The sequence below is a fragment of the Caulobacter sp. FG7 genome (genome assembly GCF_057808875.1).
In genome coordinates, this window is the sequence record NZ_JBMDIW010000018.1 from 14,416 (window position 1) to 40,683 (window position 26,268).

Annotated in this window: 29 protein-coding genes; 16 read left to right on the forward strand and 13 right to left on the reverse strand. The window is 68.6% G+C overall.

Going from position 1 to position 26,268, the window contains the following annotated elements:
• The first annotated feature begins 48 nt into the window (after window positions 1-48).
• Complete coding sequence (locus ACODR1_RS15690; RefSeq protein ID WP_488881275.1) at window positions 49-1,266, forward strand: acyltransferase family protein; 1,218 nt, start codon at window positions 49-51, stop codon at window positions 1,264-1,266.
• On the opposite strand, the gene phhA is transcribed toward ACODR1_RS15690, so the two are convergent.
• Together phhA and hspQ are read right to left on the reverse strand one after the other, a co-directional pair.
• Entirely contained in the window at window positions 1,224-2,105 is an 882-nt protein-coding gene (gene phhA, locus ACODR1_RS15695) for a phenylalanine 4-monooxygenase (protein WP_488881276.1), read from the reverse strand. The two genes, ACODR1_RS15690 and phhA, sit on opposite strands and share 43 nt — an antisense overlap.
• 81 nt (window positions 2,106-2,186) lie before the next feature.
• A complete protein-coding gene (gene hspQ, locus ACODR1_RS15700; RefSeq protein ID WP_488881277.1) occupies window positions 2,187-2,516 on the reverse strand; it encodes a heat shock protein HspQ in 330 nt (109 codons plus the stop codon).
• A 158-nt stretch (window positions 2,517-2,674) separates the two neighbouring features.
• Between hspQ and ACODR1_RS15705 the strand changes: the two genes are divergently transcribed.
• The 11 genes from ACODR1_RS15705 (at window position 2,675) to ACODR1_RS15755 (ending at window position 12,223) form a co-directional block, all read left to right on the forward strand.
• On the forward strand, window positions 2,675-3,796 hold the full coding sequence (locus ACODR1_RS15705) for a Ppx/GppA phosphatase family protein (protein WP_488881278.1): 1,122 nt from the start codon (window positions 2,675-2,677) through the stop codon (window positions 3,794-3,796).
• Window positions 3,793-4,500, forward strand: coding sequence for an RlmE family RNA methyltransferase (locus ACODR1_RS15710; protein WP_488881279.1), 708 nt, complete (start codon window positions 3,793-3,795; stop codon window positions 4,498-4,500). The genes ACODR1_RS15705 and ACODR1_RS15710 overlap by 4 nt, the downstream gene beginning before the upstream one ends.
• Before the next feature lie 7 nt (window positions 4,501-4,507).
• Window positions 4,508-5,026, forward strand: coding sequence for a hypothetical protein (locus ACODR1_RS15715; protein WP_488881280.1), 519 nt, complete (start codon window positions 4,508-4,510; stop codon window positions 5,024-5,026).
• Between the two features lie 79 nt (window positions 5,027-5,105).
• On the forward strand, window positions 5,106-5,294 hold the full coding sequence (locus ACODR1_RS15720; RefSeq protein WP_116491435.1) for a type II toxin-antitoxin system VapB family antitoxin: 189 nt from the start codon (window positions 5,106-5,108) through the stop codon (window positions 5,292-5,294).
• A 5-nt stretch (window positions 5,295-5,299) separates the two neighbouring features.
• Window positions 5,300-5,671 carry a type II toxin-antitoxin system VapC family toxin gene (locus ACODR1_RS15725; protein WP_488881281.1) on the forward strand — a complete coding sequence of 124 codons (372 nt, stop codon included), beginning with the start codon at window positions 5,300-5,302 and terminating at the stop codon, window positions 5,669-5,671.
• 89 nt (window positions 5,672-5,760) lie between these two features.
• Window positions 5,761-7,224, forward strand: a complete 1,464-nt coding sequence (guaB, locus tag ACODR1_RS15730) for an IMP dehydrogenase (RefSeq protein WP_488881282.1) — start codon at window positions 5,761-5,763, stop codon at window positions 7,222-7,224.
• Between the two features lie 3 nt (window positions 7,225-7,227).
• A complete protein-coding gene (locus tag ACODR1_RS15735) occupies window positions 7,228-7,623 on the forward strand; it encodes an MAPEG family protein (protein WP_488881283.1) in 396 nt (131 codons plus the stop codon).
• 4 nt (window positions 7,624-7,627) lie between these two features.
• Window positions 7,628-8,905 carry an RsmB/NOP family class I SAM-dependent RNA methyltransferase gene (locus ACODR1_RS15740; RefSeq protein WP_488881284.1) on the forward strand — a complete coding sequence of 426 codons (1,278 nt, stop codon included), beginning with the start codon at window positions 7,628-7,630 and terminating at the stop codon, window positions 8,903-8,905.
• A 32-nt stretch (window positions 8,906-8,937) separates the two neighbouring features.
• Complete coding sequence (guaA, locus tag ACODR1_RS15745) at window positions 8,938-10,497, forward strand: glutamine-hydrolyzing GMP synthase (RefSeq protein WP_488881285.1); 1,560 nt, start codon at window positions 8,938-8,940, stop codon at window positions 10,495-10,497.
• A gap of 346 nt (window positions 10,498-10,843) precedes the next feature.
• Window positions 10,844-11,452: a TMEM175 family protein gene (locus ACODR1_RS15750; protein ID WP_488881286.1), complete on the forward strand. Its 609-nt coding sequence runs from the start codon at window positions 10,844-10,846 to the stop codon at window positions 11,450-11,452.
• 30 nt (window positions 11,453-11,482) lie between these two features.
• On the forward strand, window positions 11,483-12,223 hold the full coding sequence (locus tag ACODR1_RS15755) for a 3-oxoacyl-ACP reductase family protein (RefSeq protein WP_488881287.1): 741 nt from the start codon (window positions 11,483-11,485) through the stop codon (window positions 12,221-12,223).
• Window positions 12,224-12,293: 70 nt separating this feature from the next.
• Here ACODR1_RS15755 and ACODR1_RS15760 read toward each other — a convergent pair whose 3' ends face one another.
• Entirely contained in the window at window positions 12,294-12,713 is a 420-nt protein-coding gene (locus ACODR1_RS15760) for a hypothetical protein (protein WP_488881288.1), read from the reverse strand.
• 146 nt (window positions 12,714-12,859) lie between these two features.
• A complete protein-coding gene (locus ACODR1_RS15765) occupies window positions 12,860-13,327 on the reverse strand; it encodes a carboxymuconolactone decarboxylase family protein (protein WP_488881289.1) in 468 nt (155 codons plus the stop codon).
• 386 nt (window positions 13,328-13,713) lie between these two features.
• Between ACODR1_RS15765 and ACODR1_RS15770 the strand changes: the two genes are divergently transcribed.
• Both ACODR1_RS15770 and ACODR1_RS15775 read left to right on the forward strand, forming a co-directional pair.
• Window positions 13,714-14,481, forward strand: coding sequence for an SDR family oxidoreductase (locus ACODR1_RS15770; protein ID WP_488881290.1), 768 nt, complete (start codon window positions 13,714-13,716; stop codon window positions 14,479-14,481).
• 84 nt (window positions 14,482-14,565) lie between these two features.
• The gene (locus tag ACODR1_RS15775) at window positions 14,566-16,077 is read left to right on the forward strand and encodes an FAD-dependent oxidoreductase (RefSeq protein WP_488881291.1); all 1,512 of its coding nucleotides are present in this window, start codon (window positions 14,566-14,568) and stop codon (window positions 16,075-16,077) included.
• A 64-nt stretch (window positions 16,078-16,141) separates the two neighbouring features.
• Here the strand turns inward: ACODR1_RS15775 and ACODR1_RS15780 are convergent, their stop codons facing one another.
• The 7 genes from ACODR1_RS15780 to ACODR1_RS15810 all read right to left on the reverse strand — a co-directional run bounded on the left by ACODR1_RS15780 (window position 16,142) and on the right by ACODR1_RS15810 (window position 20,912).
• Entirely contained in the window at window positions 16,142-16,900 is a 759-nt protein-coding gene (locus ACODR1_RS15780; RefSeq protein WP_488881292.1) for an SDR family oxidoreductase, read from the reverse strand.
• A gap of 5 nt (window positions 16,901-16,905) precedes the next feature.
• Entirely contained in the window at window positions 16,906-17,691 is a 786-nt protein-coding gene (locus ACODR1_RS15785) for an SDR family oxidoreductase (RefSeq protein WP_488881293.1), read from the reverse strand.
• A gap of 121 nt (window positions 17,692-17,812) precedes the next feature.
• On the reverse strand, window positions 17,813-18,403 hold the full coding sequence (locus ACODR1_RS15790) for a glutathione S-transferase N-terminal domain-containing protein (RefSeq protein ID WP_488881294.1): 591 nt from the start codon (window positions 18,401-18,403) through the stop codon (window positions 17,813-17,815).
• Window positions 18,404-18,561: 158 nt separating this feature from the next.
• Complete coding sequence (locus ACODR1_RS15795) at window positions 18,562-18,933, reverse strand: response regulator transcription factor (RefSeq protein WP_488881295.1); 372 nt, start codon at window positions 18,931-18,933, stop codon at window positions 18,562-18,564.
• A gap of 83 nt (window positions 18,934-19,016) precedes the next feature.
• The gene (locus ACODR1_RS15800; RefSeq protein WP_488881296.1) at window positions 19,017-19,772 is read right to left on the reverse strand and encodes a response regulator transcription factor; all 756 of its coding nucleotides are present in this window, start codon (window positions 19,770-19,772) and stop codon (window positions 19,017-19,019) included.
• Window positions 19,765-20,382 (reverse strand): RrF2 family transcriptional regulator, encoded by a 618-nt coding sequence (locus ACODR1_RS15805; RefSeq protein ID WP_488881297.1) that lies wholly within the window; start codon window positions 20,380-20,382, stop codon window positions 19,765-19,767. The genes ACODR1_RS15800 and ACODR1_RS15805 overlap by 8 nt, the downstream gene beginning before the upstream one ends.
• Before the next feature lie 122 nt (window positions 20,383-20,504).
• Complete coding sequence (locus tag ACODR1_RS15810; RefSeq protein ID WP_488881298.1) at window positions 20,505-20,912, reverse strand: DUF427 domain-containing protein; 408 nt, start codon at window positions 20,910-20,912, stop codon at window positions 20,505-20,507.
• A gap of 438 nt (window positions 20,913-21,350) precedes the next feature.
• On the opposite strand from ACODR1_RS15810, the gene ACODR1_RS15815 reads away from it, so the two are divergent.
• Both ACODR1_RS15815 and ACODR1_RS15820 read left to right on the forward strand, forming a co-directional pair.
• Window positions 21,351-22,364, forward strand: coding sequence for an alpha/beta hydrolase (locus ACODR1_RS15815; RefSeq protein ID WP_488881299.1), 1,014 nt, complete (start codon window positions 21,351-21,353; stop codon window positions 22,362-22,364).
• 264 nt (window positions 22,365-22,628) lie between these two features.
• Window positions 22,629-24,611, forward strand: coding sequence for an ATP-binding protein (locus ACODR1_RS15820; RefSeq protein ID WP_488881300.1), 1,983 nt, complete (start codon window positions 22,629-22,631; stop codon window positions 24,609-24,611).
• On the opposite strand, the gene ACODR1_RS15825 is transcribed toward ACODR1_RS15820, so the two are convergent.
• Together ACODR1_RS15825 and ACODR1_RS15830 are read right to left on the reverse strand one after the other, a co-directional pair.
• Window positions 24,608-25,135 (reverse strand): helix-turn-helix domain-containing protein, encoded by a 528-nt coding sequence (locus ACODR1_RS15825; RefSeq protein ID WP_488881301.1) that lies wholly within the window; start codon window positions 25,133-25,135, stop codon window positions 24,608-24,610. The genes ACODR1_RS15820 and ACODR1_RS15825 overlap by 4 nt on opposite strands.
• Before the next feature lie 180 nt (window positions 25,136-25,315).
• Window positions 25,316-26,218, reverse strand: a complete 903-nt coding sequence (locus ACODR1_RS15830; protein WP_488881302.1) for a LysR family transcriptional regulator — start codon at window positions 26,216-26,218, stop codon at window positions 25,316-25,318.
• Window positions 26,219-26,268 lie beyond the last annotated feature (50 nt).

Genomic DNA, 26,268 nt, shown 5'->3' on the forward strand with positions numbered 1-26,268 from the left:
CCGGAGCGGATCTCTCCTCGGCGACGCCATCGTTCGGAACCAACCGCAATGTCCCCTTCACCTTCGCAGGATCTCGCCCGCCGTCACGACCTCGACTGGATCAGGGTGGGCGCGTTCTTCCTGCTGATTCTGTATCACGTGGGCATGTTCTACGTGCCCTGGGAGTGGCACGTGAAGTCGCCCCATCCCATCCCGGCGCTGGAGCCGGTGATGATGCTGACCAACCCCTGGCGGCTGACCTTGCTGTTTCTCGTCTCGGGCGCGGCCACGCGCTTCATGGCCGACAAGGTCAGTGTCGGCAGCCTGGCGGGCGCCCGCATCGCGCGGCTTCTGCCGCCGCTGCTGCTGGCCATGGCCGTGATCGTGCCGCCGCAGTCCTACTACCAGGTCGCCGAGTACGTGGCCGCCCATCCGCAGGCGCCGTTCGGCGTCGATCCGTGGCCGACCTTCTGGGCCAAGTATTTGACGGCCTCGGGCGGCTGGTGCGGCGAGGACGGCGACTGCCTGATCACACCGACCTGGAACCACATGTGGTTCGTCGCCTACCTGCTGGTCTACACGCTGGTGCTGGCCCTGCTGCTGGTGATCGTTCCAAGGCTCGGCGACAGGCTGCAGGCAGCCTGCGAGCGGATGCTGGCCGGCCCGTGGCTGCTGGTCCTGCCGATCGTGTTCCTGGCGCTGGCTCGGGCGGTGCTTCTGCCGATCTTCGACATCACCCATGCCCTGGTCGACGACTGGTACAATCACGCCATCTCGTTCTCGGCTTTCCTGCTCGGGTTTGGCCTGGCCAAGTCCTCGGCGCTGCGCGAGCGGTTGATCGCCATGCGCTGGCCGGCGCTGATCCTGGCCCTGACCGCCTACGCGGGCTTTGCGACCTATGCCTGGATCTACCGGCAAGGCGATCCGGCAGAGGGGCTGCGGCTGGCCATGCGCGGCGTCTATGCGGTCGACCAATGGTGCGCGATCGCCGCCATCCTCGGCTTTGGAGCCAAGCATCTGAACCGCGGCGGGCCGGTGCTGCGCTATCTGACCCTGGGGGTCTTCCCGTTCTACATCGTCCACCAGACCGTGACGGTCGTCCTGGCACACCATCTGGCCAGGCTGGGACTGCCGCAGGGACTTGAGGCTCTGATCCTGGTCGCGGGAACCTTCGGCGCCTGCTTTGCGACCTACGAGATCGTCAGGCGGGTCCCGGGCGTGCGGGTGCTGTTCGGCCTGCGGGCTCAGCCCGCCGCCGAGGCCAGTCGTCCGCCGGCCTTCGCATAGGCCTGGGTTCCGCGGGTCAGCACCTGGTCGGCGCCCACGATCTCGGCAATGCCGATGTCGCCGGCGCCGGCCAGCCGGTCGTACAGCGCCGAGAAGTCGCGCAGGGTCACTTCCTGTAGTGTCTGGATCGACGGGATCACGAAATAGACCTGCTGGAAGTCGTCGATGCGGTAGGGCGTGCGCATCACCCGCTCCAGGTCGAAACCGATCCGGTTGGGGGAGGGGTCTTCGAGAGCGAAGATCGACTCCGTTCGCGACGAGACGATGCCCGCGCCATAGATCCGCAGGCCCGCCGGCGTGGCCATCAGGCCGAACTCGACGGTGTACCAGTAGAGCCTGGCGAGATTGGCCAGCCGCCCCAGGCCCAGCGCGCGCTGGCCGCCCTTGCCGTAGGCCTGCATGTAGTCGGCGAAGACGGGATCGGTCAGCATCGGCACGTGGCCGAACACGTCGTGGAAGACGTCGGGCTCCTGCAGGTAGTCCAGTTCGTGCGGCTTGCGGATGAATTGCCCGGCCGGGAAGCGGCGGTTGGCCAAGTGATCGAAGAACACGTCGTCGGGCACCAGGCCCGGCACGGCCACGACGCTCCAGCCGGTCAGGCGCTGGAGCTCCTCGTTGATCCGGTTGAAGTCGGGAATGCCCGTGCGGTGCAGGTCCAGCGCGTCCAGGCCGCGCAGGAACTCGTCGCAGGCGCGGTTCTGCAGGACGCCGGCCTGGCGCTCGTAGAGCGTGATCCAGACGTCGTGCTCGGCCTGGCTATAGGCTTCCCAGCCCTGATCGATCGTCCAATCGGGGCGAGCCCCTGGGGGCGGCCCGCCGCTGAAACTGTCTACGCTCATGAAACGACGTTACGCCCGGATCGCGGCAAGTTTCGTTCGATTTTTGCGCGCAACCGCCAGAACGGCGGTGAGGCCTTGCTGTCAGTGCGAGATCCGGGGGCGAAGCTTGTAGGCGCCGTGATCGAAGGATTCGAAGATCAGAGCCGCCTGCGGATGATGCACGGGCTCGCCGCTGTCGTCGGCCAGCAGGTTCTGCTCGGAGACGTAGGCAACGTAGGTGTTGTCGTCGTTCTCGGCCAGCAGGTGATAGAACGGCTGGTCCTTGGACGGGCGAATGTCCTCGGGGATCGACTCCCACCACTCTTCCGTATTGGCGAACACCGGGTCGACGTCGAACACCACGCCCCGGAAAGGGAAGATGCGGTGTCTGACGACCTGGCCGATCGCAAATTTGGCGAGTCTCTCGTTCATGATGAAGATATTACGACGAGTCTCCTGACTGAATCCTGAACGTAACCCGCGTTCATTGCAGGCTCACGCCGCCTTCCGGTGCATCGACACGGTTGCTATGGTCCACGACGAAGTGGGGCGGTTCGTGACGAATCGCCTGCGAGACAGGTGGAACGACCATGTCGGAGGCGCCGAGAGCGCCCGGCGGATCCCGTGGCCAGGGCGGCCAGGGCTCGCGCCGGTCTCCGGGCGAGCAGCCGTGCTATGCGGCGCTCGATCTCGGAACCAATAATTGCCGCCTCCTGGTGGCGACGCCTTCGCCGCGCGGCTTCCGCGTCATCGAGGCCTATTCCCGTATCGTCAGGCTGGGCGAGGGCTTGTCCCAGACCGGCCAGCTGTCCGACGCCGCGATGGAACGGTCGATGGCCGCGCTCAAGGTCTGCGCCGAGAAGATCCGTCGCCGTCGCGCCATCCGGGTCAAGGCCGTGGCGACGCAGGCCTGTCGCGGCGCCAGCAACGGCGCCGAGTTCGTTCGCCGCGTGGCCGAGGAGACGGGTCTTCGCCTGCAGATCATCACGCCGCGCGAAGAGGCCCAGCTGTCGGTCGCAGGCTGCATGAGCCTGTTCGACCGCGACGCCGACGCGGCCCTGGTGGTGGATGTCGGCGGCGGTTCGACCGAGCTGTCGTGGGTCGACCTCAAGGGAGGCGGGCTCGATGCCAAGCCGCGCCAGTTCGAGGCCTGGAAACTGCCGATCCGCGCCTGGCTATCCATTCCGATCGGCGTCGTCACCCTGGCCGAGCGCTTCCCCGAGGGCGAGCGGGCCGACGACGGCTGGTTCCGCGCCATGGTCGAGGAGGTGAAGTCCAAGATCTCGGCCTTCCCTCACGCCGCGCCCATGCGCAAGACCTTCGACGCCGGCCGCGCCCACATGGTCGGAACTTCCGGCGCCATCACCAGCCTGGCCGGCCTGCACCTGGGCCTGCCGCGCTACGACCGCAACGTCGTCGACGGTCTCTGGATGGAACGCGCCGACTGTGAGGCTGCCGCCGGCCGCCTGCTGACCCTGACCGCCAAGGAGCGGGCTCTGGAGCCCTGCATCGGCGCGGATCGCGCCGACCTGGTGCTGGCCGGCGCGGCCATTCTTCAAGCCGTTCAAGAGCTTTGGCCATGTTCGCGCGTGCGAGTCGCCGACCGAGGGCTTAGAGAGGGGCTTCTGATGTCTCTGATGTCGGATCGGCAGAAGCGCCCCCGCCGACGGCGGCGCGGCGGGGCCGGTTCGGCCCCAACGGTGAACGCATGAACGACGAGCCCCCCAAGCGCCGCATGGTCAAGCCGCCCACCGGCGGCAACGCGGATGGCCGCGCCAAGCCCGCGCGCCTGAAGACCGCCTATGGCCGCACGCCCAGCCAGCAGGCCTGGCTGGAGCGCCAGATCAACGACCCATTCTCGGCCAAGGCCCGGGCGCTGGGCTATCGCAGCCGCGCGGCCTTCAAGATCAGCGAGATCGACGAGAAGTTCCGTTTCTTCAAGAAGGGCGCGAAAGTCATCGACCTGGGCTGCGCGCCCGGCGGCTGGCTGCAGGTGGCCGTCGAGCGCGGCGTGACGCAGCTGGTGGGCGTTGACCTGCTGCACGTCGACCCGGTCGAGCCGGCTCATATCGTCGAGATGGACTTCACCGATCCGGCCTGTCCGCCCAAGCTGCTTGAGCTGCTGGGCGGCGCGCCTGACCTCGTGATGTCGGACATGGCCCCCAACACCGTGGGCCATCGCGAGACCGACCACCTGCGCATCGTCGGCCTGATCGAGATCGGCGCCGAGTTCGCCATCGAGACCCTGAAGCCCGGCGGCGCCTTCGTGGCCAAGGCCTTCCAGGGCGGCGAGACCTCCGAGATCATCGCTCGTCTGAAGAAGAATTTCGAGAAGGTCCAGCACTTCAAGCCCAAGGCCAGCCGCCAGGACAGCTCCGAGGTCTTCCTCGTGGCGACGGGGTTCAAGGGAAGATAGGTCTCCAATGGTCGCTGCGTTTGTCTCCCTGATGATCGCGGCGGCCGCATCGACGCCAGCCTGCATCATCACCGATCGCGCTGCTCGCGACAGCCTGAGGTTCGACGGTCATCCGGCGAAGGTCTGGAGCGGCGCTCCCGCCAAGCCCGTGCTGGATACGCCCGACAAGCGATTGTTTCGAACCGTGCTGCGCGAGGGCGCGGCCCGGGGGCCGAACTTTGCGGGCCACATGACGATCGTCCAGTGGGGCTGCGGGACCTCCTGCGTGGCCTGGGCGGCGGTGGACGCCCGGACAGGCCGTGTCACCAAGCTGCCCGGCGCGGACTATATGGATACGAACCGCGTGGCTGGAATGCTCCACGGCGTGAACTTCGAGAAGGACAGCCGCGTCATCGTGCTGGCCGGCGCGCCGCGTGAGGACCAGGCCCGCGCGGGGGTCTATCGCTATCTCTGGACCGGCGATGGCTTCCGGCTGCTGGGCTTCGTTCCGCAGGCGAATGCTTGCGAACTGCTAGAGGAGCCATGACGACCGTTTGAGCCGTGCTGGCAGGCATGGATATGGGCATCGTTCGATGCTATATCTCGTGCTTCAAGGAGCTCACGCCATGCGCACGACACTGGCCTTGGACGACGAACTGCTGGACCGGGCCGCCGCTCTTACGGGCATCCAGGAAAAGGCGGCGCTGGTGCGCGAGGCCCTGAAGGCTCTTGTCGAGCGCGAAAGCGCACGTCGACTGGCGCTGCTGGGCGGCAGCGAGCCAGAGCTCCAGCTTGCTCCTCGTCGAAGGTCCTAGGCGGCGTGATCCTGGTCGATAGTTCGGTCTGGGTTGCTCATCTTCGCTCCGCCGATGCGGTGCTTGTGCGGTTGCTGGAAGAGAGCAAGGTGCTCGTCCATCCTTTCGTCGTCGGCGAATTGGCGCTCGGCAATATCAAGAACCGAACGGCTTTTCTGGAAGCTCTGCGGCAGATCCCGATGGCGACCTCGGCGACCGATGCGGAAGTGTTCGACTTTGTCGAAGGGCATCGGCTCCACGGGCGGGCGATCGGCCATGTCGATGCGCACCTTCTGGCGGCCGTGCGCTTGACCGCCGGCGCCCGCCTTTGGACGCAGGATCAGCGCCTGGAAGGTGTGGCGCGGGATCTGGGACTGGAATTTCGCCCTCCAGCCTGAGAGCGCAGATTTCATGCCGCAGGGCGCTCTCCACGCCTCGACAAACGCCCGCCTCGCGACTATACGAGCGCCGCAAAATGGAGAATCCGATGGAGATTCGCGAAGGGCTCACCTTCGACGACGTTTTGCTCGAACCTGGTCCGTCCGACGTCATGCCGACGCAAGTGACGACCGAGACCAAGTTCACGCGTGAAATCAGTCTGAACATCCCGCTCGTGTCCGCCGCCATGGACACGGTCACCGAAAGCCGTCTCGCCATCGCCATGGCGCAGGCCGGCGGCCTGGGCATCCTGCACCGCAACCTCTCCAACGAGGAGCAGGCCGACCACGTCCGCGAGGTCAAGCGCTACGAAAGCGGCATGGTCATCAACCCGCTGACCATCAACCCCGACACCACCCTGGCCGAGGTCCGCGAGATCACGGCCCGCCGCAAGATCTCGGGCTTCCCGGTGGTCGAGCGCGAGACGGGCAAGCTGGTCGGCATTCTCACGAACCGCGACATGCGCTTCGAGGGCGACGCCAACGTCCCGGCCTCGGCGCTGATGACCCGCGAGAACCTGATCACGGTCGGCGAGGGCGTGGATCACCGCGAGGCCCGCGAGCTTCTCCGCAAGCACAAGATCGAACGCCTGATCGTCGTCGACGACGCCTACCGCGCCGTCGGCCTGATCACGGTGAAGGACATCGAGAAGGCCCAGGCTCACCCCCTGGCCGCCAAGGACGACAAGGGCCGCCTGCTGGTCGGCGCGGCCTCGACCGTCGGCGACGCCGGTTTCGAGCGCTCGATGGGTCTGGTGGACGCCGGCGTCGACGTCGTCGTCATCGACACCGCCCACGGCCACTCCAGCCAGGTCGCCGCGGCCGTCTCGCGCCTGAAGCGCGAAGCCAACCGCGTCCAGATCGTGGCCGGCAACATCGCCACCTACGACGCCGCCCGCGCCCTCATCGACGCCGGCGCCGACGCGGTGAAGGTGGGCATCGGCCCGGGCTCGATCTGCACCACCCGCATCGTCGCGGGCGTGGGCGTGCCGCAGTTGACCGCGATCATGGAAGCCGTCCGCGCCGGTCGCGAGAGCGGCGTGCCGGTGATCGCCGACGGCGGCATCAAGTTCTCGGGCGACCTGGCCAAGGCCATCGCCGCGGGCGCTTCGACCGCCATGATGGGCTCGATGTTCGCCGGCACCGAAGAGGCGCCGGGCGAGGTGTTCCTGTACCAGGGCCGCTCGTACAAGAGCTATCGCGGCATGGGCTCGGTGGGCGCCATGGCCCGCGGCTCGGCCGACCGTTACTTCCAGAAGGAAGTGACCGACAGCTTCAAGCTGGTGCCGGAAGGCATCGAGGGCCAGACTCCGTTCAAGGGTCCGATCGCCCCGGTGCTGCACCAGCTGGTCGGCGGCCTGCGCGCCGCCATGGGCTATGTCGGCGCGCCGACCATCCCCGAGCTGCAGGAACGCGCCCGCTTCGTCCGGATCACCGGCGCCGGCCTGCGTGAAAGCCACGTCCACGACGTGATGATCACGCGCGAGGCTCCGAACTATCCGAGCGCGGTCTAGGCCATGCAGATGGCCTTCGAGCTGCAGATGCTGGCGGTTTCGGTCGTCATCGGGCTGGTCCACCTCCTGTGGGCCAGCGCGGCGTCCCAGCCCCAGCGCGGCTTGAAGTGGAATGTCGGCTCGCGGGAGACGCCGGTCGTGCTGACCGGCATGGCCGGACGGCTCGAAAGGGCCTTCGCAAACTTCCGCGAGACCTTCGCCTTCTTCGTCGCCGCCGTGCTGGTCGCCTATCTGGGCGGCCGGCTCGGCGCGCTGACCGTCGCCGGGACCGCGCTCTATGTCGGCGCCCGGGCGGTCTATGTCTTTCTCTATGCGTTCGGCGTGCCGGTCGTTCGCAGCCTGGTCTGGGTCGCCTCGATGGCGGGCCTGGGCTTGGTCCTTCTGGCGTTGGTGATTTAGCTCCATGCGTGACGGAGGACGGGTTTCCGCGGCGATCGAGGTTCTGACCGAGATCGAGACGCGGCATTTTCCGGTGAAGATGGCGCTCAAGCGCTGGGGCGAGGCCGCCCGCTACGCCGGCTCCAAGGATCGGGCGTTCGTCTCGGGCCTGGTGCTCGACGCCCTGCGTCGCAAGCGCTCGCTGGGCTGGATGATGGGCGATCCCGCCGCGCGCGGCGTCGTGCTCGGCGTTCTGGCCTTCGTCTGGAAGTGGCCGGCCGAGCGTATCGGCGAGGCGGCCTCGGAAGAACACGGCTTTGGCGCGCTGACCGACGCCGAGCAGGCCCGCCTGAAGGCGCCTGTCTCGCTGGACGGCGCGCCTGCGCCTGTGGCTGGCGACTATCCCGACTGGCTGGAGCCGCACCTGGCCCGCGCCTTGGGCGCCGATCAGGTCGCCGAGATGGCGGCCCTGTCCGAGCGCGCGCCGGTCGACCTGCGGATCAACACCCTGAAGACCGACGCCGAGCGCGGGGCCAAGGCCCTGGCCCCGATCAACGCCGCCCCGGCCGGCATCCTGCCCAACGCCTTCCGCATCCCCGCGCCCGCCGCCGCCGACCGCACGCCGTCGGTCGAGGCCGTGCCGGCCTTCTCCAAGGGCTGGTTCGAGGTCCAGGACCTGGGCTCGCAGATCGCCGCCGCCGTGGCCGGCGAGGTCAAGGGCAAGCAGGTGCTCGACTTCTGCGCCGGTGGCGGCGGCAAGACGCTCGCCCTGGCCGCGGCCATGGGCAACAGCGGCCAGATCTTCGCCCACGACAGCGACGCCCGTCGCCTGGCCGACACCATCCGTCGCGGCCAGAGGGCAGGGGTGCGCAACCTGCAGATTCGCTCGCCGATCGAGGCTCAGCCGCTGAAGGGGCTGGAAGGCAAGATCGACGTCGTCTTCGTCGACGCCCCCTGCACCGGCGCCGGCACCTGGCGCCGCCATCCCGACGCCAAATGGCGCCTGTCGCCCGACCAGCTGGCCAAGCGCCAGATCGAGCAGGACAGCGTCATGGAGGACGCCTCGACCTTCGTGAAGGCGGGCGGCCGGATGATCTACGTCACCTGCTCGCTGCTGACCGAGGAGAACGAGGACCGCGTCGCGGCCTTCCTCGAGCGCCACCCCGAATTCACCGTCAAGCCGATCACCCTCGACGGCGTCACGCATGTGACCCCGGAAGGCTATCTGCGCCTGACCCCGCACCGCGCCGGTACGGACGGCTTCTTCGCCGCCGTGCTCGTGCGCTCGACCTACGCACCCTGATCTAGACGCCCGACCCGCTGGAGACCCGCCCGATGACCACCGAACCCCACCACCAGCGCGTCCTGATCGTCGACTTCGGCAGCCAGGTGACCCAGCTGATCGCGCGCCGGGTGCGCGAGGCCGGCGTCTATTGCGAGATCCATCCGTTCGACAAGGCCGAGGCCCTGGTCGATGAGTACCAGCCCTCGGCGATCATCCTGTCGGGCGGCCCGGCCAGCGTGCTGGAGGCAGACAGCCCCCGCATCGGCCGCAAGCTCTTTGATCTGGGCCTGCCGATGCTGGCTATCTGCTACGGCCAGCAGCTGCTGTGCGATGTGCTGGGCGGCAAGGTCGAGGGCGGCCACGCCGGCGAGTTCGGCCGCGCCGAGCTGACCATCGGCAAGCAGAGCCCGCTGTTCGAAGGCCTGGCAGGCGTCGGCGAGCTGGAAACCGTCTGGATGAGCCACGGCGACCGCGTCACTGCCATCCCCGAGGGCTTCGAAGTGGTGGGCACCTCGAACGGCGCGCCCTTCGCCGCCATCGCCAACGACGCCAAGAAGATCTACGCGCTGCAGTTCCACCCCGAGGTCTACCACACCGTCAACGGTCCGCAGATCTACAGGAACTTCCTGGCCCTGGCCGGCCTGAAGGGCGACTGGACCATGGCGGCCTTCCGCCAGGAGATGGTCCAGAAGATCCGCGACCAGGTCGGCGACGGCAAGGTGATCTGTGGTCTGTCTGGCGGCGTCGACAGCTCGGTGGCCGCCGTCCTGATCCACGAAGCCATCGGCGACCAGCTGACCTGCGTGTTCGTCGACACGGGTTTGCTGCGCAAGAACGAGGCCGACCAGGTCGTCACTCTGTTCCGCGACCACTACAATATCCCGCTGGTCCATGTGGACGCCGGCGACCTGTTCCTGGGCGAGCTGGCGGGCGTCTCCGACCCGGAGACCAAGCGCAAGACCATCGGCCGCCTGTTCATCGAGGTCTTCGACAAGGAAGCCGCCAAGATCGACGGCGCCCAGTTCCTGGCGCAAGGCACGCTCTATCCCGACGTCGTCGAGAGCGTCTCGGCCCGCGGCGGCCCGTCGGCCGTCATCAAGAGCCACCACAACGTCGGCGGCCTGCCGGACTACATGAAGCTGAAGCTGGTCGAGCCGCTGCGCGAGCTTTTCAAGGACGAGGTCCGCGCCCTGGGCGTCGAGCTGGGCCTGGCCCCGGCCTTCGTCGGCCGCCACCCGTTCCCCGGCCCGGGCCTGGCCATCCGCATCCCGGGCGAGATCACGCCCGAGAAGGTCAAGGTCCTGCAGGACGCCGACGCCATCTATCTCGAAGAGATCCGCAACGCCGGCCTCTACGACAAGATCTGGCAGGCCTTTGCCGTGCTGCTGCCCGTCAAGACGGTCGGCGTCATGGGCGACGCCCGCACCTACGAGAACGTCCTGGCCCTGCGCGCGGTGACCTCGACCGACGGCATGACCGCCGACTTCTTCGAATTCCCCTGGGAAATCCTCGGCAAGACCGCCACCCGGATCATCAACGAAGTCCGTGGCGTCAACCGGGTCGTCTACGACGTCACCAGCAAGCCCCCTGGCACGATCGAGTGGGAGTGAGGGTGATATAGCGCCGGTCGCCGGATCTGTATCCGGCGTCTGGGGCTTACCTTGCGGCCTTGCGACCCGTAGGGCGCGCGCGCCCTACGGGGCTCGCCCGGGGCGTCGCGCCTTGGCTCAGGCTGTAGGCGCTCTCGCGGCGAGGTGATAGCGGTCCGCAAGCCGGGGGGCGAACACATCCGGCAAGCGCACATCTGAGCCTTCGTTCAGGCGATCAACGACCAAAGTGTAGGTCGGGGGCTACGCTTGGCTGGGTGGGCTGGGCGAGGGGCCTCGCGCTATTGCTCAGGGCCAGCGTCAGGCGCTTCTCACAAGCGTCGGGGCGTTTTTCCGCGAGGCCCCGGCAATGGCGACACAGATTTCGAAGACGCGCCTGGAAGCGTTCAGCGACGGCGTGATCGCGATCATCATCACCATCATGGTGCTGGAACTGCAGCCGCCCAAAGGCGGCGATCTGGCCGCGCTGCTGCCGCTGCTGCCGACCTTTCTCAGCTACGCGCTGAGCTTCACCTATGTCGGGATCTACTGGAACAACCACCATCACCTGCTGCGGGCCGCGGGCGGCATCAGCGGCTCGGTGATGTGGGCCAACCTGCACCTGCTGTTCTGGCTGTCGATGATCCCCTTCGCCACGGCCTGGATGGAGCAGAGCCACTTCGCCCGCGCGCCTGTGATGACCTACGGCGTGCTGCTCCTGGTCACCGGCGCGGCCTTCCGCGTCCTGGGCTCGCGACTGGCGCGCCACGAGGGGCGGGGATCGCCGCTGGCCGCCGCCTTGGGCGGCGACTGGAAGACCAATCTTTCGATCGCCGGATACGCCGCCGGCGTGCTGGTCGCCATCGTCTCGCCCGCGGCTTCACTGGTCTTCTACGTGGCCGTCGCCGCGCTGTGGCTGTTGCCCGATCGACGCGTCGTCCACTTGGCCGACGGTCGCCACCACGCCGCCGAGAACTGAGCGGCAGCGCTTCCAGAAACGAGGATCGAGATGGATTTCGAAGGCGAACACCAGGGCAAGGTCGCCCTGGTGCTGGGCGGGTCGCGCGGTATCGGCGCGGCCATCGTCGAACGACTGGCCATGGACGGAGCCAAGGTGGCCTTCACCTACTTCGCCTCGCCGGACCAGGCGCGGGACCTGGCTGCGCGGCTGGGCGGCCAGAGTTGCGAGGTCGTCGCCATCCAGGCCGACAGCGGCGACGCCGCCCAGGTCGAGGCGGTGATCGACGAGACGCTGGCGCGGTTCGGGCGGCTGGACATCCTGGTGGCCAGCACCGGCGTGCTGCATCGAGGTCCGATCGAGCAGATATCGCTCGAGGAATTCGATCGGGTGATGGCGGTCAATGTCCGAGGGGCTTTCGCGGCCGTGCGCCACGCCGCGCCGCGGATGGCTGACGGCGGGCGGATCGTCACCATCGGCAGCAACATCGTCGAACGCGTCGGATTCACGGGAGCGACGCTCTACACCATGGCCAAGGCGGCCATTGCGGCCCTGGTCAAGGGCGCGGCGCTGGATCTCGCCGCGCGGGGGATCACGGTCAACAACATCCAGCCTGGGCCGACCACCACCGACATGACCTCGGCCCACGTGGAGATGATCTTGCCGCTGATCCCGCTGGGACGCATGGGGCGGCCTACCGAAGTGGCGGGCCTGGTCTCGTACCTGGCGCGCGACGAGGCCGGCTTCATCACCGGCGCCAGCCTGACCATCGACGGCGGCGTCTCGGTCTAGAGACGACGAAAAGAACCGGCTGGAGCGGTCGCCCCAGCCGGTTTCGAATGATGCGAAAGTTGTGGTCGGATCAGCGTCCCAGGATCAGGGCGGCCTTGCGGTTGCTGCGCAGGGCCCAGAGGGTCACGACCCAGCCCAGGATCGCCGGCAGGGTGACCGCCGGGAAATCGCGCGGGATGACCGATGCCGAGCAGATCCCGACCGCCACCTCCCAGAAGTGGAACAGGGCATGTCCCGAGAGCCAGATGGTCGGGGCCGCCCACAGGAACAGCCGCAGGTCCGGCCGTCTCGCGCCGCACAGAAAGCTGGCGCCGATCAGCATGAAGATCAGGCCGATGTCGCGGATGAAGTGCTGGTTGTAGGACCCGGTCGAGGTTACGCCGGGCACGGCGAAGTACCAGCCCTCGGGCGATATCAGCATGAACAGGCCGTTGGCGACGGCGAGCGCGCCCAGGACCACGGCCAGGCCGACGATGATGGATTTCGTCACGGTGGATCCTCCAAGGGAAATGAGAAGTCACGCCCCGGCCCGCTGGGGGAGCCGGGGCGTGACGGAAGACGGCCTGACGTCGCGGGGTAGCAGGGACTGGCCGCCCTCCGGCGTCGAACAAGCGGGGGGAGAGTTCGACGCGTCCTTTAGGCCGCCGAGGCGGCCGGCTGCACGGCGTGACCGGTGCGCGCGGCCACCTGCAGGCGGTTCCACGAGTTGATCTGGCCGATCAGCAGCGACAGGGCGGCGATCTCGGCGTCGCTGAACTGCGCCTTGACCAGGGCGTAGTCGGAGTCCGGGGCGCGGGTCGTGGCGATGAAGGTCAGGGACTCGGTCCAGGCCAGGGCGGCGCGCTCGCGGTCGGTGTAGAGCGGCGACTCGCGCCAGGCGTCGAGCATCTGGATGCGCAGGTCGGTCTCGCCGTGCTGGCGAGCGTCCACCACGTGCATGTAGATGCAGAAGGCGCAGCCGTTGATCTGCGAGGCGCGCAGGCGGACGAGCTCGGCGAGGCTGTGCTCGAGGCTGGTGGCGTTGATGGCGGCCTCGACGGCCAGCATGGCCTTGGTCACTTCGGGAACAAGCTGGAAGGGGGCGAAGCGGGGCGTGGTGGTCATCGTCGTTTCCTCTGTGACGGTGAAGACGACGCCACTGTGCTGGGCGGGCGGGGATGTGAGCCATCATGCGGGAAGGGCGAGGCCCTAACGCCTTGGTCTAGGGGGCTTCTCCGCCGGTCGGCGCCCATGAAAGGCGACAAGCTGTCCCGGGGACGGGGCGTGGTCACCCGGTGGCGCGGCGCTGTACGTCCTTGGCATAGGTCCGTCCGGCCCAAGGTATCGATCAAGGCGAGGCGGCTACGCCCTTCGATCGGCCCGTCCAGTCCTTGGTCCATGCACTTGGCTGGGCCCTACGCCGTCACGCGCCGTGTCGCATACCCTCGTACCGATGGCGGGGGCGGGCGCTTCTCCTAGGCTGCGGCGGCTGTCTTTGGAGGAGAAGCAAGATGAAGATCGTCGTCATCGGCGGGACGGGCCTGATCGGCTCCAACGTCGTCGCCAAACTGACCCGCCTTGGCCACGAGGCCGTCGCGGCCGCGCCCAACACCGGCGTCAACACCGTCACCGGCGAAGGCCTGGCCGAAGCGCTGGACGGCGCCGAGATCGTCATCGACGTGGCCAATTCGCCAGTCTTCGAGACGGGCCCGGCCCTGGAGTTCTTCCTGGCCTCGGGCGGCAACCTGCTGGCCGCGGCGGCCAAGGCGGGGGTCAAGCACCATGTCGCCCTGTCGGTGGTGGGCTCCGAGCGCCTGCAGGACAGCGGCTACTTCCGCGCCAAGATCGTGCAGGAGGCGCTGATCCGCGCCTCGCCGATCCCGTTCACCGTCCTGCGCTCGACCCAGTTCTTCCCGTTCGTGGCCGGCATCGTCCAGGCCGGGACCGTGGGCGACGAGGTGCACGTTTCGCCCGCGCCGGTGCAGCCGATCTCGGCCTTCGACGTCGCCGAGGTGCTGACCGACGTGGCCCTGGCCGAGCCGGTGAACGGCCTGCTTGAGGTGGCCGGACCGGAAGCTTTCGGCCTCGACAAGTTCGTGGCCCGTTATCTCCAGGCCAAGGGCGACGCCCGCAGGATCGTGGCCGATCCCAAGGCGCTCTATTTCGGCGTCGAGCTGGACGAGCGCTCGCTGGTTCCGGGCGCGAACCCGATCCTGGGTTCGGCCACGTTCGAGGACTGGTTGAAGACCAGCGTTCCCACGCCCGCGCCGGTCGCCTGATCCGTCGACCCTGCCATTACGGCGCCGGACGCAGCCCTTCGCGTCCGGCGCCGTTTTACGTTCAGCCGCCCGCAGGAGGCCGCCATGAGCCAGTCAGACATAGATGTTTCCCGTCTCGACCTTTCCCTGGGCGTGACGGCCGCGGAAGTTCCCGGGGACGGCGTGCTGGCCGGCCGGGTCGGCGACCTGCCCGTGATCGTGGCCCGGGTCGATGGCGAGATCGTCGCCCTCGACGGCGCCTGCACCCACTACAGCGGCCCGCTTCACGAGGGCCTGCGGGTGGGCGCGAGCATCAACTGCCCGCTGCATCACGCCTGCTTTGACCTGCGCACCGGAGCGGCCCTGAAGGCGCCGGCCCTGGCGCCGCTCGATCGCTGGAAGGTCGAGATAGAGGGCGACCGGATCTTCGTCCGCGAGAAGCTGCCCAAGGCCGCGCCGAACCTGGCTCCGGAACGCGATACGTCGGGCGATCCGGCGTCGATCGTCATCGTTGGTGGCGGCGCGGCGGGTTTCGCGGCCGCCCAGCGGCTTCGCGACCTGGGCTACGCAGGCGACCTGACCCTGGTCAGCGCCGACCGCGACGCGCCCTACGATCGGCCAAACGTCTCCAAGGACTACCTGTCGGGCGACGCCGATCCGTCCTGGATGCCGCTGAAGGGCGAGAGCTTCTACCGCAAGCGCGCGATCGCGCTGCGGCTTGGCGCGCATGTCGAGGCGGTCGACACGGCCGAACGCCGGGTGACGCTGCAGGGCGGGGAGAGCTTCGGCTACGACCGGCTGCTGCTGGCCACCGGCGCCGAGCCCAACCGTCCGCCGGGACCGGACTTCGCGCGCGACAACGTCTACGTGCTGCGCAGCCTGGCTGACGCCGCCGCCCTCGGTTCGGCCCGCCGGGTGGTGGTGGTCGGCTCCAGCTTCATCGGCCTGGAGGCCGCGGCGGCGCTGCGCATCCGTGGGCTGGAGGTGCATGTCGTCGGGCCTGACGCTACGCCGCTGGAAGCCAAGCTGGGCCCCGAGCTGGGGGCCATGATCAAGGCGGTGCACGACGAGCACGGGGTCGTCTTCCACCTTGGTCGCAAGGTGCAGGGGTTCGACGGCGCGCGCCTGAGCCTCGACGACGGCTCGACGATCGAGACCGACCTGGTGGTGCTGGGCATCGGCGTGCGCCCGCGACTGGAACTTGCGCAGACGGCCGGTCTGGTCGTCGATCGCGGCGTGGTGGTCGACGAAGCCCTGCGCACCAGCGATCCGCATGTCTTCGCCGCCGGCGACATTGCCCGCTATCCCGGGCCTGGCGGCGAGCTGGTTCGGGTGGAGCACTGGGTGGCGGCCGAGCGCCAGGGCCAGATCGCGGCGGCGACCATGCTGGGCCTGCCGCCGGAGCACGAGCCGCCTTACTTCTGGAGCGCGCACTACGACCTGACCATCCGCTATGTCGGCCATGCCGAGCGCTGGGACAGGATCGAGGTGATCGGCTCGACGGCCGACCGCGACGCCGAGGTTCGCTACATCGATGCAGAGCGCCTGGTCGCCGTGGCGACGGTTAACCGCGACATGGCCGCGTTGCGGGCCGGGCAGGTTCTGGCCGGCGGCTGATCTAGGGAACGCTGGAAAGGGACTCGCGCGCCCAGGGGATCCGGGGCGCGCGAGCCGTCCGATCTCAGGCCGCGGCGGTGGAGGCGCGGCGCAGCCAGAGATCGAACTCGGTATGGCCGAAGCGCGGCGTGCCGCCCGACAGCAGGGTCTCGTCGCTGAGCGGCGTTCCGAAGTAGAGCGCCTCCGGGTCGGCGACCACGGCGCGGTCGTCGCGGCGCGAGGCCATGTAGCGCTGCACGAGGTCGTCCAGCCGGAACGGGTCGGGGCCCGCCACCTCGATGGTTCCGTTGGCCGGCGAGCGCTCGACGAGGTCGGCCAGGGCGCCGGCGACATCGTCGGCGGCGATGAACTGCACGCGCGCCGGATTGAGACGCACGGTCTCGCCCTCCTGGCCGTCCGCGATGATCGCGCCCAGGAACTCGAAGAACTGCGTGGAGCGCAGGATCGAGAACGGTACGGCGGCGGCCTGAACCAGCTTTTCCTGGGCCAGCTTGGCGCGGAAGTAGCCGCTGCCCTGCAGCCGCTCGCAGCCGACGATCGACAGCGCCAGATGGTGGCGGACGCCCTCGGCCGAGGCGGCCGCGAGCAGGTTGCGGCTGGAGGCCTCGAAGAAGGCCATGGCCGTCGCCTCGTCGAACGCCGGGGCGTTCAGCACGTCGACGACGACCTCGGCCCCGACCATGATCTCGTCCAGCCCCTGGCCCGTGACGACGTCGACGCCAGAGGCCCGCGAGGCGATCCGGACTTCGTGGTTGCGGCGGCGCAGAACGTCCACCAGCCGGGAACCGACCACGCCGGTTCCCCCTGCGACTACGACCTTCATGACGTTCACCCTTGCTTGCGGCGGTTCTGGTTGGCGGGAACGGGCGCCTGCAGGCTGGCGCGTAGCCAGTCATGGAAGCGGGTGGGGGCCAGGCGCGGGAAGCCTTCCGGCAGCAGCGAGGCTTCGTCCAGGCGGGCGCCGAAATAGGGAATGTCGTCGTCGACGGAGACGCGACGGGGGTCTTCGTAGGCGGTCAGCACCTCGCTCGCCAGCTCGTGCAGGCGGAAGCGCTCGGGGCCGGCGACCTCGACCGTGCCGTTCAGCGGGGCGCTCAGCGCGATGTCGGCCAGGGTCTCGGCCACGTCCTCGGCGGCGATCGGCTGCACGCGGGCGGATGATAGCGCCACTTCGCGGGTGGAGCCGTCCTGGACGACGCCGCTGATGAACTCGAAGAACTGGGTCGAGCGCAGGATGCTGAAGGGCAGCCCCGAAGCCTTGAGCAGGTCTTCCTGGCGCTTCTTGGCCCTGAAATAGCCGCTCGCCTGCAGCCGGTCGGTTCCGACGATCGACAGGGCGACGTGATGGCGCACGCCGGCGGCCTTGCCGGCGGCCAGGATGTTGCGTCCGGCCGTCTCGAAGAAGGCCATGGCCGCATCGCCGTCGAGCGAGGGCGACTGGGTGACGTCGACCACGACGCTCGCGCCTTCGAAAGCCGCGTCCAGGCCCTGGCCGGTTACCGCATTCACGCCAAATGAGGGAGAGGCCTCCAGGACGCGATAGTCGTCCTGGCGCAGATTGTAGACGAGCTTCTCCCCGATCCGCCCGCTGCCGCCAACCACCACGATCTTCATCTTCGAGCCTCCACTTGCGGCCCGAAGGCCTGGACGGAAAAGCTAGAAGGCGGGGCGGGATGGGGTCGATTGGGGGAAAGGGCGGGGGCGACCTATACGGCGGTACAGGTCGCCCCCGATCTCACACCTGCAGGCCTTCGCTGGCCAGGGCGGCGGCGACGGCCGGCCGCGCCTTCACGCGCTCGAAATAGGCCGCCAGCGGCGCGGCCAGGACCACGCCGTTGGGCTTGGCCCAGGTCATGATCACGAACAGGTAGGGGTCGGCCACGGTCAGGTCCGGGCCCAGCAGATAGCCGTCGCCCAGGCTGGCGGCCAGGTATTCCAGGCGCAGGCCCGCCAGGGCCCGGGCCTTCTCCTTGGCCTCCTCGGTGACGTCGGGGACGAAGAAGGTGTGGAAGCTCTTGTGCACCTCGGTCGAGATGTAGGCGAGGGCCTCCAGCAGGCGGAACCAGCCAAGGGGGCCTTCGGGGCGCAGCTTCGGCGACTGCTCGGCGATCCACGACAGGATGGCGATGTTCTCGGTGATCATTTCGCCGCTGTCGAGCACCAGGGCAGGCACGTAGCCCTTGGGGTTGATGGCCGCGTAGTCGGCGCCGGTCTCGGTCGTGCGGGTGTGCAGGTCCACGCGCTCGAACTCGCATGGGATGCCGGCCTCGGCCAGGGCGATGCGGTCGGCGAGGCTGCATGCCCCGATGGCGTAGTAGAGTTTCATGGGGCTTTTCTCCCGCGAGTTTGTCTGAAACGGCGGCGGCGGAGGCCGTCGCGCGAGGCGACGCTAGGACGCCGGGTCTGGTTTGGACGATTGGGCCGGGAGGCGGGGGCGACCTATCCCAAGGGATAACGGGTCCAGGTCCTCGGCGGTCCGTCCCGTCAGCAGCGGCCCAGGGCGGCGGCGAGATGACGGAGCAGCACCTGGTCCCTGATCGGCTTTATCAGATAGGCCACGGCGCCCGAGGCCAGACAGCGCGAGCGGGTCAGCGCGTCCGGATTGGCCGAGATGATGATGACCGGCAGGCCAGGATCGATGCAGCGCATGTGCTGCTGCAGCACCAGCCCGCTCTTGCCCGGCAGGTTGAGATCGGTGACGAGGCAGAGGAAACGGCCCGGCGCATAGGCCGACAGGAAGCCGTCGGCGTCGGCGAAGGTCCGGCAGTCGAAGCCCGACACCTCGAGGAGCTCGGCCAGCGCCTGGCGCAGCGCTTCGTCGTCGTCGATGATCGCGAAAACAGGCGCGGTGGACAAACTGTGGCCCTTACTCGGCGAACGGCGATAGCGGATCTTATCCATCGTCCCGATCCGGGGCCGGTCCTACCTATCCAAAAGGCTTATCCGGGAAGTTCGTCCCGCAAATGCTCGGGCAGGGACTGCCAGGCGCGGACCAGATGGGTGACGAAGGGGGCGCGCATCTTCTTCATCACGCTGCTGCGGTGAAGCTTCACGGTCACTTCGGTGATGCCCAGGTCGTAGGCGATCTGCTTGTTGAGCGCGCCCTGGACCACCGCTCCCATGACCTGCCGCTCGCGCGGGGTGAGGGTCATGAAGAGGCCGGAGTTCTCGCGGGTCGTACGGGCGTCGCCGCGCTTGGCCAGATCGGCGGCGATAGCCTTGTTGACCGCGTCCAGCAGGGTCTGGTCGCGGGCCGGCTTGGTCAGGAATTCGACGGCGCCGGCCTTCATCGCCTGGACGGTCATCGGTATGTCGCCGTGGCCGGTGAGGAAGATGATCGAGGTGAGGATGCCGTTGGCGGCCAAGTGACTCTGGAAGTCGAGCCCGCTGAGGCCCGGCATGCGCACGTCCAGGATCATGCAGCCGGGTCGGTGCAGGACGTCGGCGTCGAGGAGCTCGCGCGTCGAGCCGAAGCAGATCGACTCTATGCCGACCGACTCCAGGAGTTCGCAGATCGACAGCCGCACCGCGTCGTCGTCGTCGACCACGATCACCAGGGGAACGAGGTCGCCGTTTCGGGCCTCTGCGGACGAAAGGCTGCGCGGTTCGCTGGCCACCGTGATGCGCGACGCCGGCGACCATGCATTGGCGACGCGCGCGCTACGGTCTGGCGCGTATGAGACGAGCTCAGTCATCGGAAGACCTCCTGCGGGTTCCGGCCCTGATGGCCGAGATCCGTGATTGCTCTCTGGTTGCGGTCCGCGCGCCCAGCCAGCAGTCCACCTCGGGGGCGAACTCCGGCGGGGCGGGGATGTTATCGACGACATCGCGCAGGGTGGTGCGGGCCAGTTCGGCGCGCATGCTCTTCTCGGCGCGCAGCATGATGGCGTGGATGCCGCAGACGCGGCGCGTGGCCCAGCGCGGGACCTCCTCCTCGAACAGGGCGCAGTTGCGGCGCACTTCGCGGCAGGTAATCAGCGACTTTCGCCCCTCGATCGCGTCGGCGACGTCGAGCATCGAAATAGCTTCGGCCGGGCGCGCCAGGGCGTAGCCGCCATTGATGCCGTTGGTCGAGGCGACGATCCCGGCCTTCTCCAGCCTTGGCATGATCTTGGCGATCATGGCGGGCGACAGGCCCTGCAGTTCGGCCAGGTCGCGGCTGCTGACCGGGGCGTCGCGGGCCACCAGCCAGGTCAGGCAATGCATGCCGTACTCGACCGCCGCGCCATAGAGCGCGCTGCCGTCGCGGGACGGCGAGGGCGTCTTCCTGGCTGGCTTTGCGGTGTCTGGCTGGAGGCTGTTCATCGTAACGCGACCCTTGTTGGTCCGCGTTATCACGCCGCTCCTCCGGGGCGTGCAACGGCTAACCGATGCACGCCCTCTTCAGGGGGGAGGGGCGCTCCCCCCGCCCGGGCGGGCAGAAGGTCCTAGTCGTCGTATCCGGCTTCCAGCGCGGCCCCTGTCTCGGCGGCCGAGCGGCCGTCGACCTGGAACTCGACGTGCGCGGCCAGGAAGGCGATGCGGCCCGACAGCGAGTCGAAGGCCGCCTTCGGCGCCTCGTAGCTCCAGGCCACGTTGTCGACGATGTGCTGGTCCCGATAGATCGTGAAGTAGCGCGCCTCGCCCTTGTGCGGGTTGTGGGTGACCTTGTCGGTCTGGCGCAGGAAGATCATGAACACGTCGCGACGCGGGAAGTAGTAGACCGGCGGCCGTCCGGTTTCCCGCACCGTCACGACGTCGTCGCTGTCGGCGATGTCGTGCCCTTCGAACAGGGCGCGCACACGCCGCGCCTCGCGGGTCACGGTGTAGATCTGGTCTGTTTCCCCGGCGGTCATGGCGGTCGCCTTTCCTCGTTCTGGCTGGAAGGGGCGAGCCGGACAGGTAGGGTGCTCGCCTACCGCTTCGTTGGTCGCAGGATGAAATCGGAAAAAATCCTGCGTTCACCATCCCTGTCACGTCCGATTGACACGGCTCGCCGTCATTGGGGCGGGGATCGGGCGGCGGTTGTAGCTATCCGCTGGACGCGCCGTCGGCGGTCGGTGGCCGGACAACCGGCAGGGCCTGCCCGGAGAAGGGCCAGTCCGACCCATGCCAAGGGATAGGTGCCGCTGCCGCCGGGGGAGGTTCGCCACGCCAGATGACGCTTCGGGGGGCTTACGCGAACGGGCCTCCAGCCTGCAAAGCCGAGCGCCGAGCGCCAAGCCGGACGATCAAGGCCGGACTAGTCGATCTGGAACGCGAAACGTCTTCGCGGACCATCCAGAGGCAAAGCCATGTCCAAGACCACCACCGTCGCCGCCGCGGCCCTCGTCGCGACCGCGCTGTCGGGCGCCGCCGCCGCCCAGCCGATCCTCGACCCTGCCGCCCAGGCCTTCGTGGACTCACTGGCCGGCGGCAAGCCGATCTACACCATGACCCCGACCGAGGCCCGCGGCGCGTTGTCGGGGGCGCAGGCGATCCCGGTCGCCAAGCTTCCCGCCCGCATTGAGGACAAGGTGTTTCCGGTCGGGCCGACCGGGTCCGTCCGTGTTCGGATCGTTCGCCCCGAGGGCGTGAAGGGTAAGCTCCCGGTGGTGCTGCACATCCATGGCGGCGGCTGGGTCCTGGGCGGCGTCGACACCCATGACCGCCTGACCCGCGAGATCGCCGTCGGCGCCAAGGCCGCGGTGCTGTTCGTGGATTACGACCGCTCGCCCGAGGCGCGCTATCCGGTGGCCGTCGAGCAGGCCTATGCCGCTCTCGAGTATTTCATCGAGCATGCCGACCAGTTCGAGGTCGATCCCTCGCGGCTGGCCATCGTCGGCGACAGCGTCGGTGGCAACATGTCGGCCGCGCTGACCCTGATGTCCAAGGCTCGCAAGGGGCCGAAGTTCGACCTGCAGGTGCTGCTCTATCCGGTCACCGACGCCAATTTCGAGACGGGGTCCTACACCACCTTCGCCGAAGGGCCTTGGCTGACCCGCAAGGCCATGCAGTGGTTCTGGGACGCCTATGCTCCCGACGTGGCCAGCCGCAAGCAGCCGACCGTGGCGCCGCTCCAGGCCTCGGTCGACGAGCTGAAGGGCCTGCCCGAAGCGTTGGTGATCGTCGACGAGAACGACGTGCTGCGCGACGAGGGCGAGGCTTACGCCCGCAAGCTTCTGCAGGCCGGCGTGCGGGTGACCTCCACGCGCTACAACGGCACGATCCATGACTTCATGATGCTGAACGCCGTCGCCGAAACCCCGGCGACCCGGGCGGCGGTGCTGCAGGCCAACACGGCGCTCTACAAGGCGCTGCACAAGTAGTCGCAGAGGGCGCGACGGACGGTCTGGCGATCGTCCGTCGCGTGGATCCCGGACCGGGTCGAGTCGCGTCCGTTTGCGACCGTCGGGAAGGCACGACGCGGATTGGGGGGCGCGGGGCGCCCCCGTCCGTGTGAGGGCAGGGCGCGAGCGCGGCGCTACCCTGGTCTGTATGAAGAGGTCCCCCGCACGCTCCGTCGTCCAATCCCGCGGGCCGTTCCCGCTGGCTACGCGCCCGGGCAAGCGCGGTTTCAAGGGATGGCGGCGATGAGCACGGTCTTCCGCAGCCTGGCCCGGAGCGAGCGGGGCGACCTCGTCGACCTCGCGTCAGAGGCGGTGGTGGTCTGCGATCCGTCGGGCGTGGTGCGGTACTGGAACCCCGCGGCCGAGGCCCTGTACGGCTGGCCGGCCATGGCGATGGTGGGGCTGGGGCTCTCGGACCTGGCGGCCGATCCGCTGCTGCACGACGAGGAATGGGCGCTGCTGCTGCTGGAGGGCGCCTGGGAGGGCGCTGTGCGGCGGCGTGGCGCGATCGGACCAGCCGTGGTGGCCAGCGGCCGGCGCACGGTGCGTCGCAATCCGGACGGTTCTGCCCGCGACGTCGTCGAATACAGCCAGCCCCTCGCCGTGCAGGCCGAGGAGACGCCGTTCGAGGTCCGCGCGGGTCATCAGCGGGCTTCGGCCGCCTGCTGGGAGCTGGACGTTTCCGCGGCCGCGGCGGCGGAGACCGGCGCTGTCCTGCTCGAGGCCTGCAGGATCATCGACGCCAACACCCGGGCCGTTCGCCTGTTCGGGGCGGCGGTCGGCCGGGAGCACATGGCGGGGCGGGCGTTGGTCGACTTCTGGCCGGCCGAGAGCCGCGAGAGCCTGGCCGAACTGCTGGGCGCGGCCCTGCGGCAACCCTCTGTGTCGCCCCTGGCCCGCGCCCTTGGCCCACACGGCCTGCTGGCCGGCGCCACGGCGACCGCCTGGCGTTCGGCCGAGTCCGCGCGTCCGGACGTGCTGTTCCTGATGGTCAACGCCGCGGTCTGCGATGAACGCACCGCCTGGGAGCTTCAGGCCAGCGAGGATCGCTATCGCAAGCTGATCCACTTCTCGCCGACGCCGCTCTGGCATGTCGACGCCAGGCGGTCGGGCGACGAACTGCATCGCCTGCGCGCCGCGGGGATCACCGACGTCATGGCCTATCTCGACGACAATCCTGTGCTGGTCGAACTGGCCAAGGACATCGTCGTCGTCACCGACGTCAACCAGGCCGCGGTCTCGCTGTTCGGGGCGCGGAACCCGGCGGAGCTGCTGCAGTCGGTCCGCTACCTGTTCTCGGCCACGCCGGACATGGCCAAGAGGGTGATGAAGGCCCACTTCGAAGGGGCGCGGAACTATGTCGAGCAGGCCAAGATGGCCACCTTCGACGGCCGCATGCTCGACGTGGTGTTCAGCGTCACTTACCCGACGCCGCCCGAATACATGGACACCACCTTCATCACCATCGAGGACATCACCGAGCGCCTGCGGACCGAGGCCGAACTGCGCCGGCTGCAATCGAACTTCGCCCACGCCGCACGGGTTTCGACCCTGGGAGAGCTGGCGACCTCGATCGCCCACGAGGTCAATCAGCCGCTGTCCGCCATCCTCACCAACGCCGAGACCAGCCTGCGCTGGCTGGGCCAGCCGGGTCCCAATCTCGGCAAGGTGCGCACGCTCACCGAGCGCATCGCCGCCAGCGCCAGCCGGGCCAGCGAGATCATCCAGCGCATACGCGCCATGGCGATGAAGCGCGAGCCGCAGCCGGGTCAGCTGGACCCGTCGAAGATCATCGACGAGGCGCTGACGATCGTCCGGCATGATGTGGAGACCAAGGCGATCGCTCTGATCCTGATGGTCGAGCCCGGCCTGCCGGCCGTGGACGGCGACCGCGTCCAGCTGCAGCAGGTGCTGGTCAATCTGCTGGTCAACAGCATCCAGGCCATTGAGAACAGCGGTGGAAACCTGCGGGAGATACGCCTGGGCGCTGTCAGGGCGGGGCGCGGCGTGGTGATCTGGGTCCACGACAGCGGGCCCGGGATCGCCGAGCAGCACCTCGCGAGCATCTTCGACAGCTTCTTCACCACCAAGGAAACCGGCATGGGCATGGGGCTGGCCATCTGCCAGTCGATCATCGCCGAGCACGGCGGCGAAATCTCGGCGGCCAATCATGAGGACGGCGGGGCGATCTTCCGGATCACCCTGCCGCTTGGGCGCGGCGCCTAGGCGTCCTGGCTCGCTGCCTGGCCCAACTGCCTGTGGGCTCTGCGCCAGGCGTTGGGCGGCGCGCCGTACTCCCGGTGAAACAGGCGGGTCAGGTGCGGCTGGTCGGTCAGGCCGCAGGCCAGGGCGACCTGGCTGATCGGCGCTTCGGTGTTGACCAGCAGCATGCGCGCCCGCTCCAGGCGCAGGGTCATCACATAGCGTGAGAAGCACTGCCTGAAGCTCTTCTTGAAGGCTCGGGAGAAGTGGCTTCGGCTGACCCGCACCATCGCGGCCAGGTGGTCCAGGCGCAGCTGCGTCTCGAGGTTCTGGCTGATGTGGGCCTCGAGCCGCTTGCTCTGCCAGGGTGCGAAGCCGCCGCTATGGACCAGTGGCGTGGGCGCGCCGCCCACCAGTTGGATGGCCCGCGCGAGCTTGGCGCGAACCTCGGACTGGTCCGGGGCCAGCTCGTCGAGCGCGGCGACCAGCAGGCCGGCGACCAAGCGGTGCGAACCGCTGCTGGTGGTGAGGTTGATCGCTGGCTCCATGGCGCAATTTCCGTCTCTGCATCCGTCTAGCCGAACCCGTGGATCCCGTTGGTGGGGCGCATGGGCCGGCAGCGTCGAATGGAAGGGTACGGACGGCGAGGGCGACGATCGATCCGGGCGTTGGGCAGGGCCGACCTATACCGGCGGGTAGGATCGGGCGGCGAGCGGCGTGCGTGCGCCTCAGGACGGATTGCGCGCCATGGCCGTCAGCTGTTCGGCGACGAAGTCGGAGAACAGTCGCGCGCGCAGCGGCTGGAAGCGGCCGAAGGCGTGCAGCATCCGCAGCGGCACCACCGGCAAGGGGGCGTGGGGCATGACGACCTCCAGCCGGCCCGAGCGGATGTCCTCGTCGACGGTCCAGCGCAGCAGCTGGGCGATGCCGACCCCGTTCACCGCCGCCGCCCTGAGGGCGAAACCGGAGTCGCAGTCGAGCACGCCTTCCGGCGACAGCGTAGCGCCGTCGGCGAAGCGGATGGGGAAGGGGCGTCCGCCCAGGCGGTAGCCGACATGACGGGCGGCCGCCAGCTCGGCCAGGGACTGGGGGCGTCCGTGGCGATCGAGATGTTCGGGCGAGGCGACCAGGGCCAGCGGCGCGGCGCCCAGCGAACGCACGACGAGGTCGCTCTCCTCCACCTGGCCGGCGCGCAGAGCCAGATCGTAGCCCTCGCGGATCAGGTCGACATGGCGGTCGCTCATGTCGAGCTCGAGCTTCACGCCCGGATGCCGGGGCATGAACACCCGGGTCAGTGGATCCAGCAGCAGGCGACCAAGGTCGGTGGGCATCGACACCCGCAGGCGCCCGGTGGCCGCGGCGGCGGTCTGCACGACGTCCTGCGCCTCGCCCAGGGCCCGCAGAAGCGGCATCACCCGCTCGAAATAGGCCGCGCCTTCGGGCGTGAGGGTCAGGGTGCGGGTCGAGCGCGCGAACAGCTGGACGCCCAGCCTGGCCTCCAGCCGCGCGACGCTCTTGGACACCGACGAGGGCGTGGCGCCGGCCTTGCGCGCGGCCGCGCTGAACGAGCCGGTCTCTACCGCATCAATGAAGGCCGACAGTCCGGCGGCGTTTTCGAGAGGATTGTTCATTTTGTCCATAATGGCACAAAAGATGTTCTGTTTTGCGATCTTATAAGAAT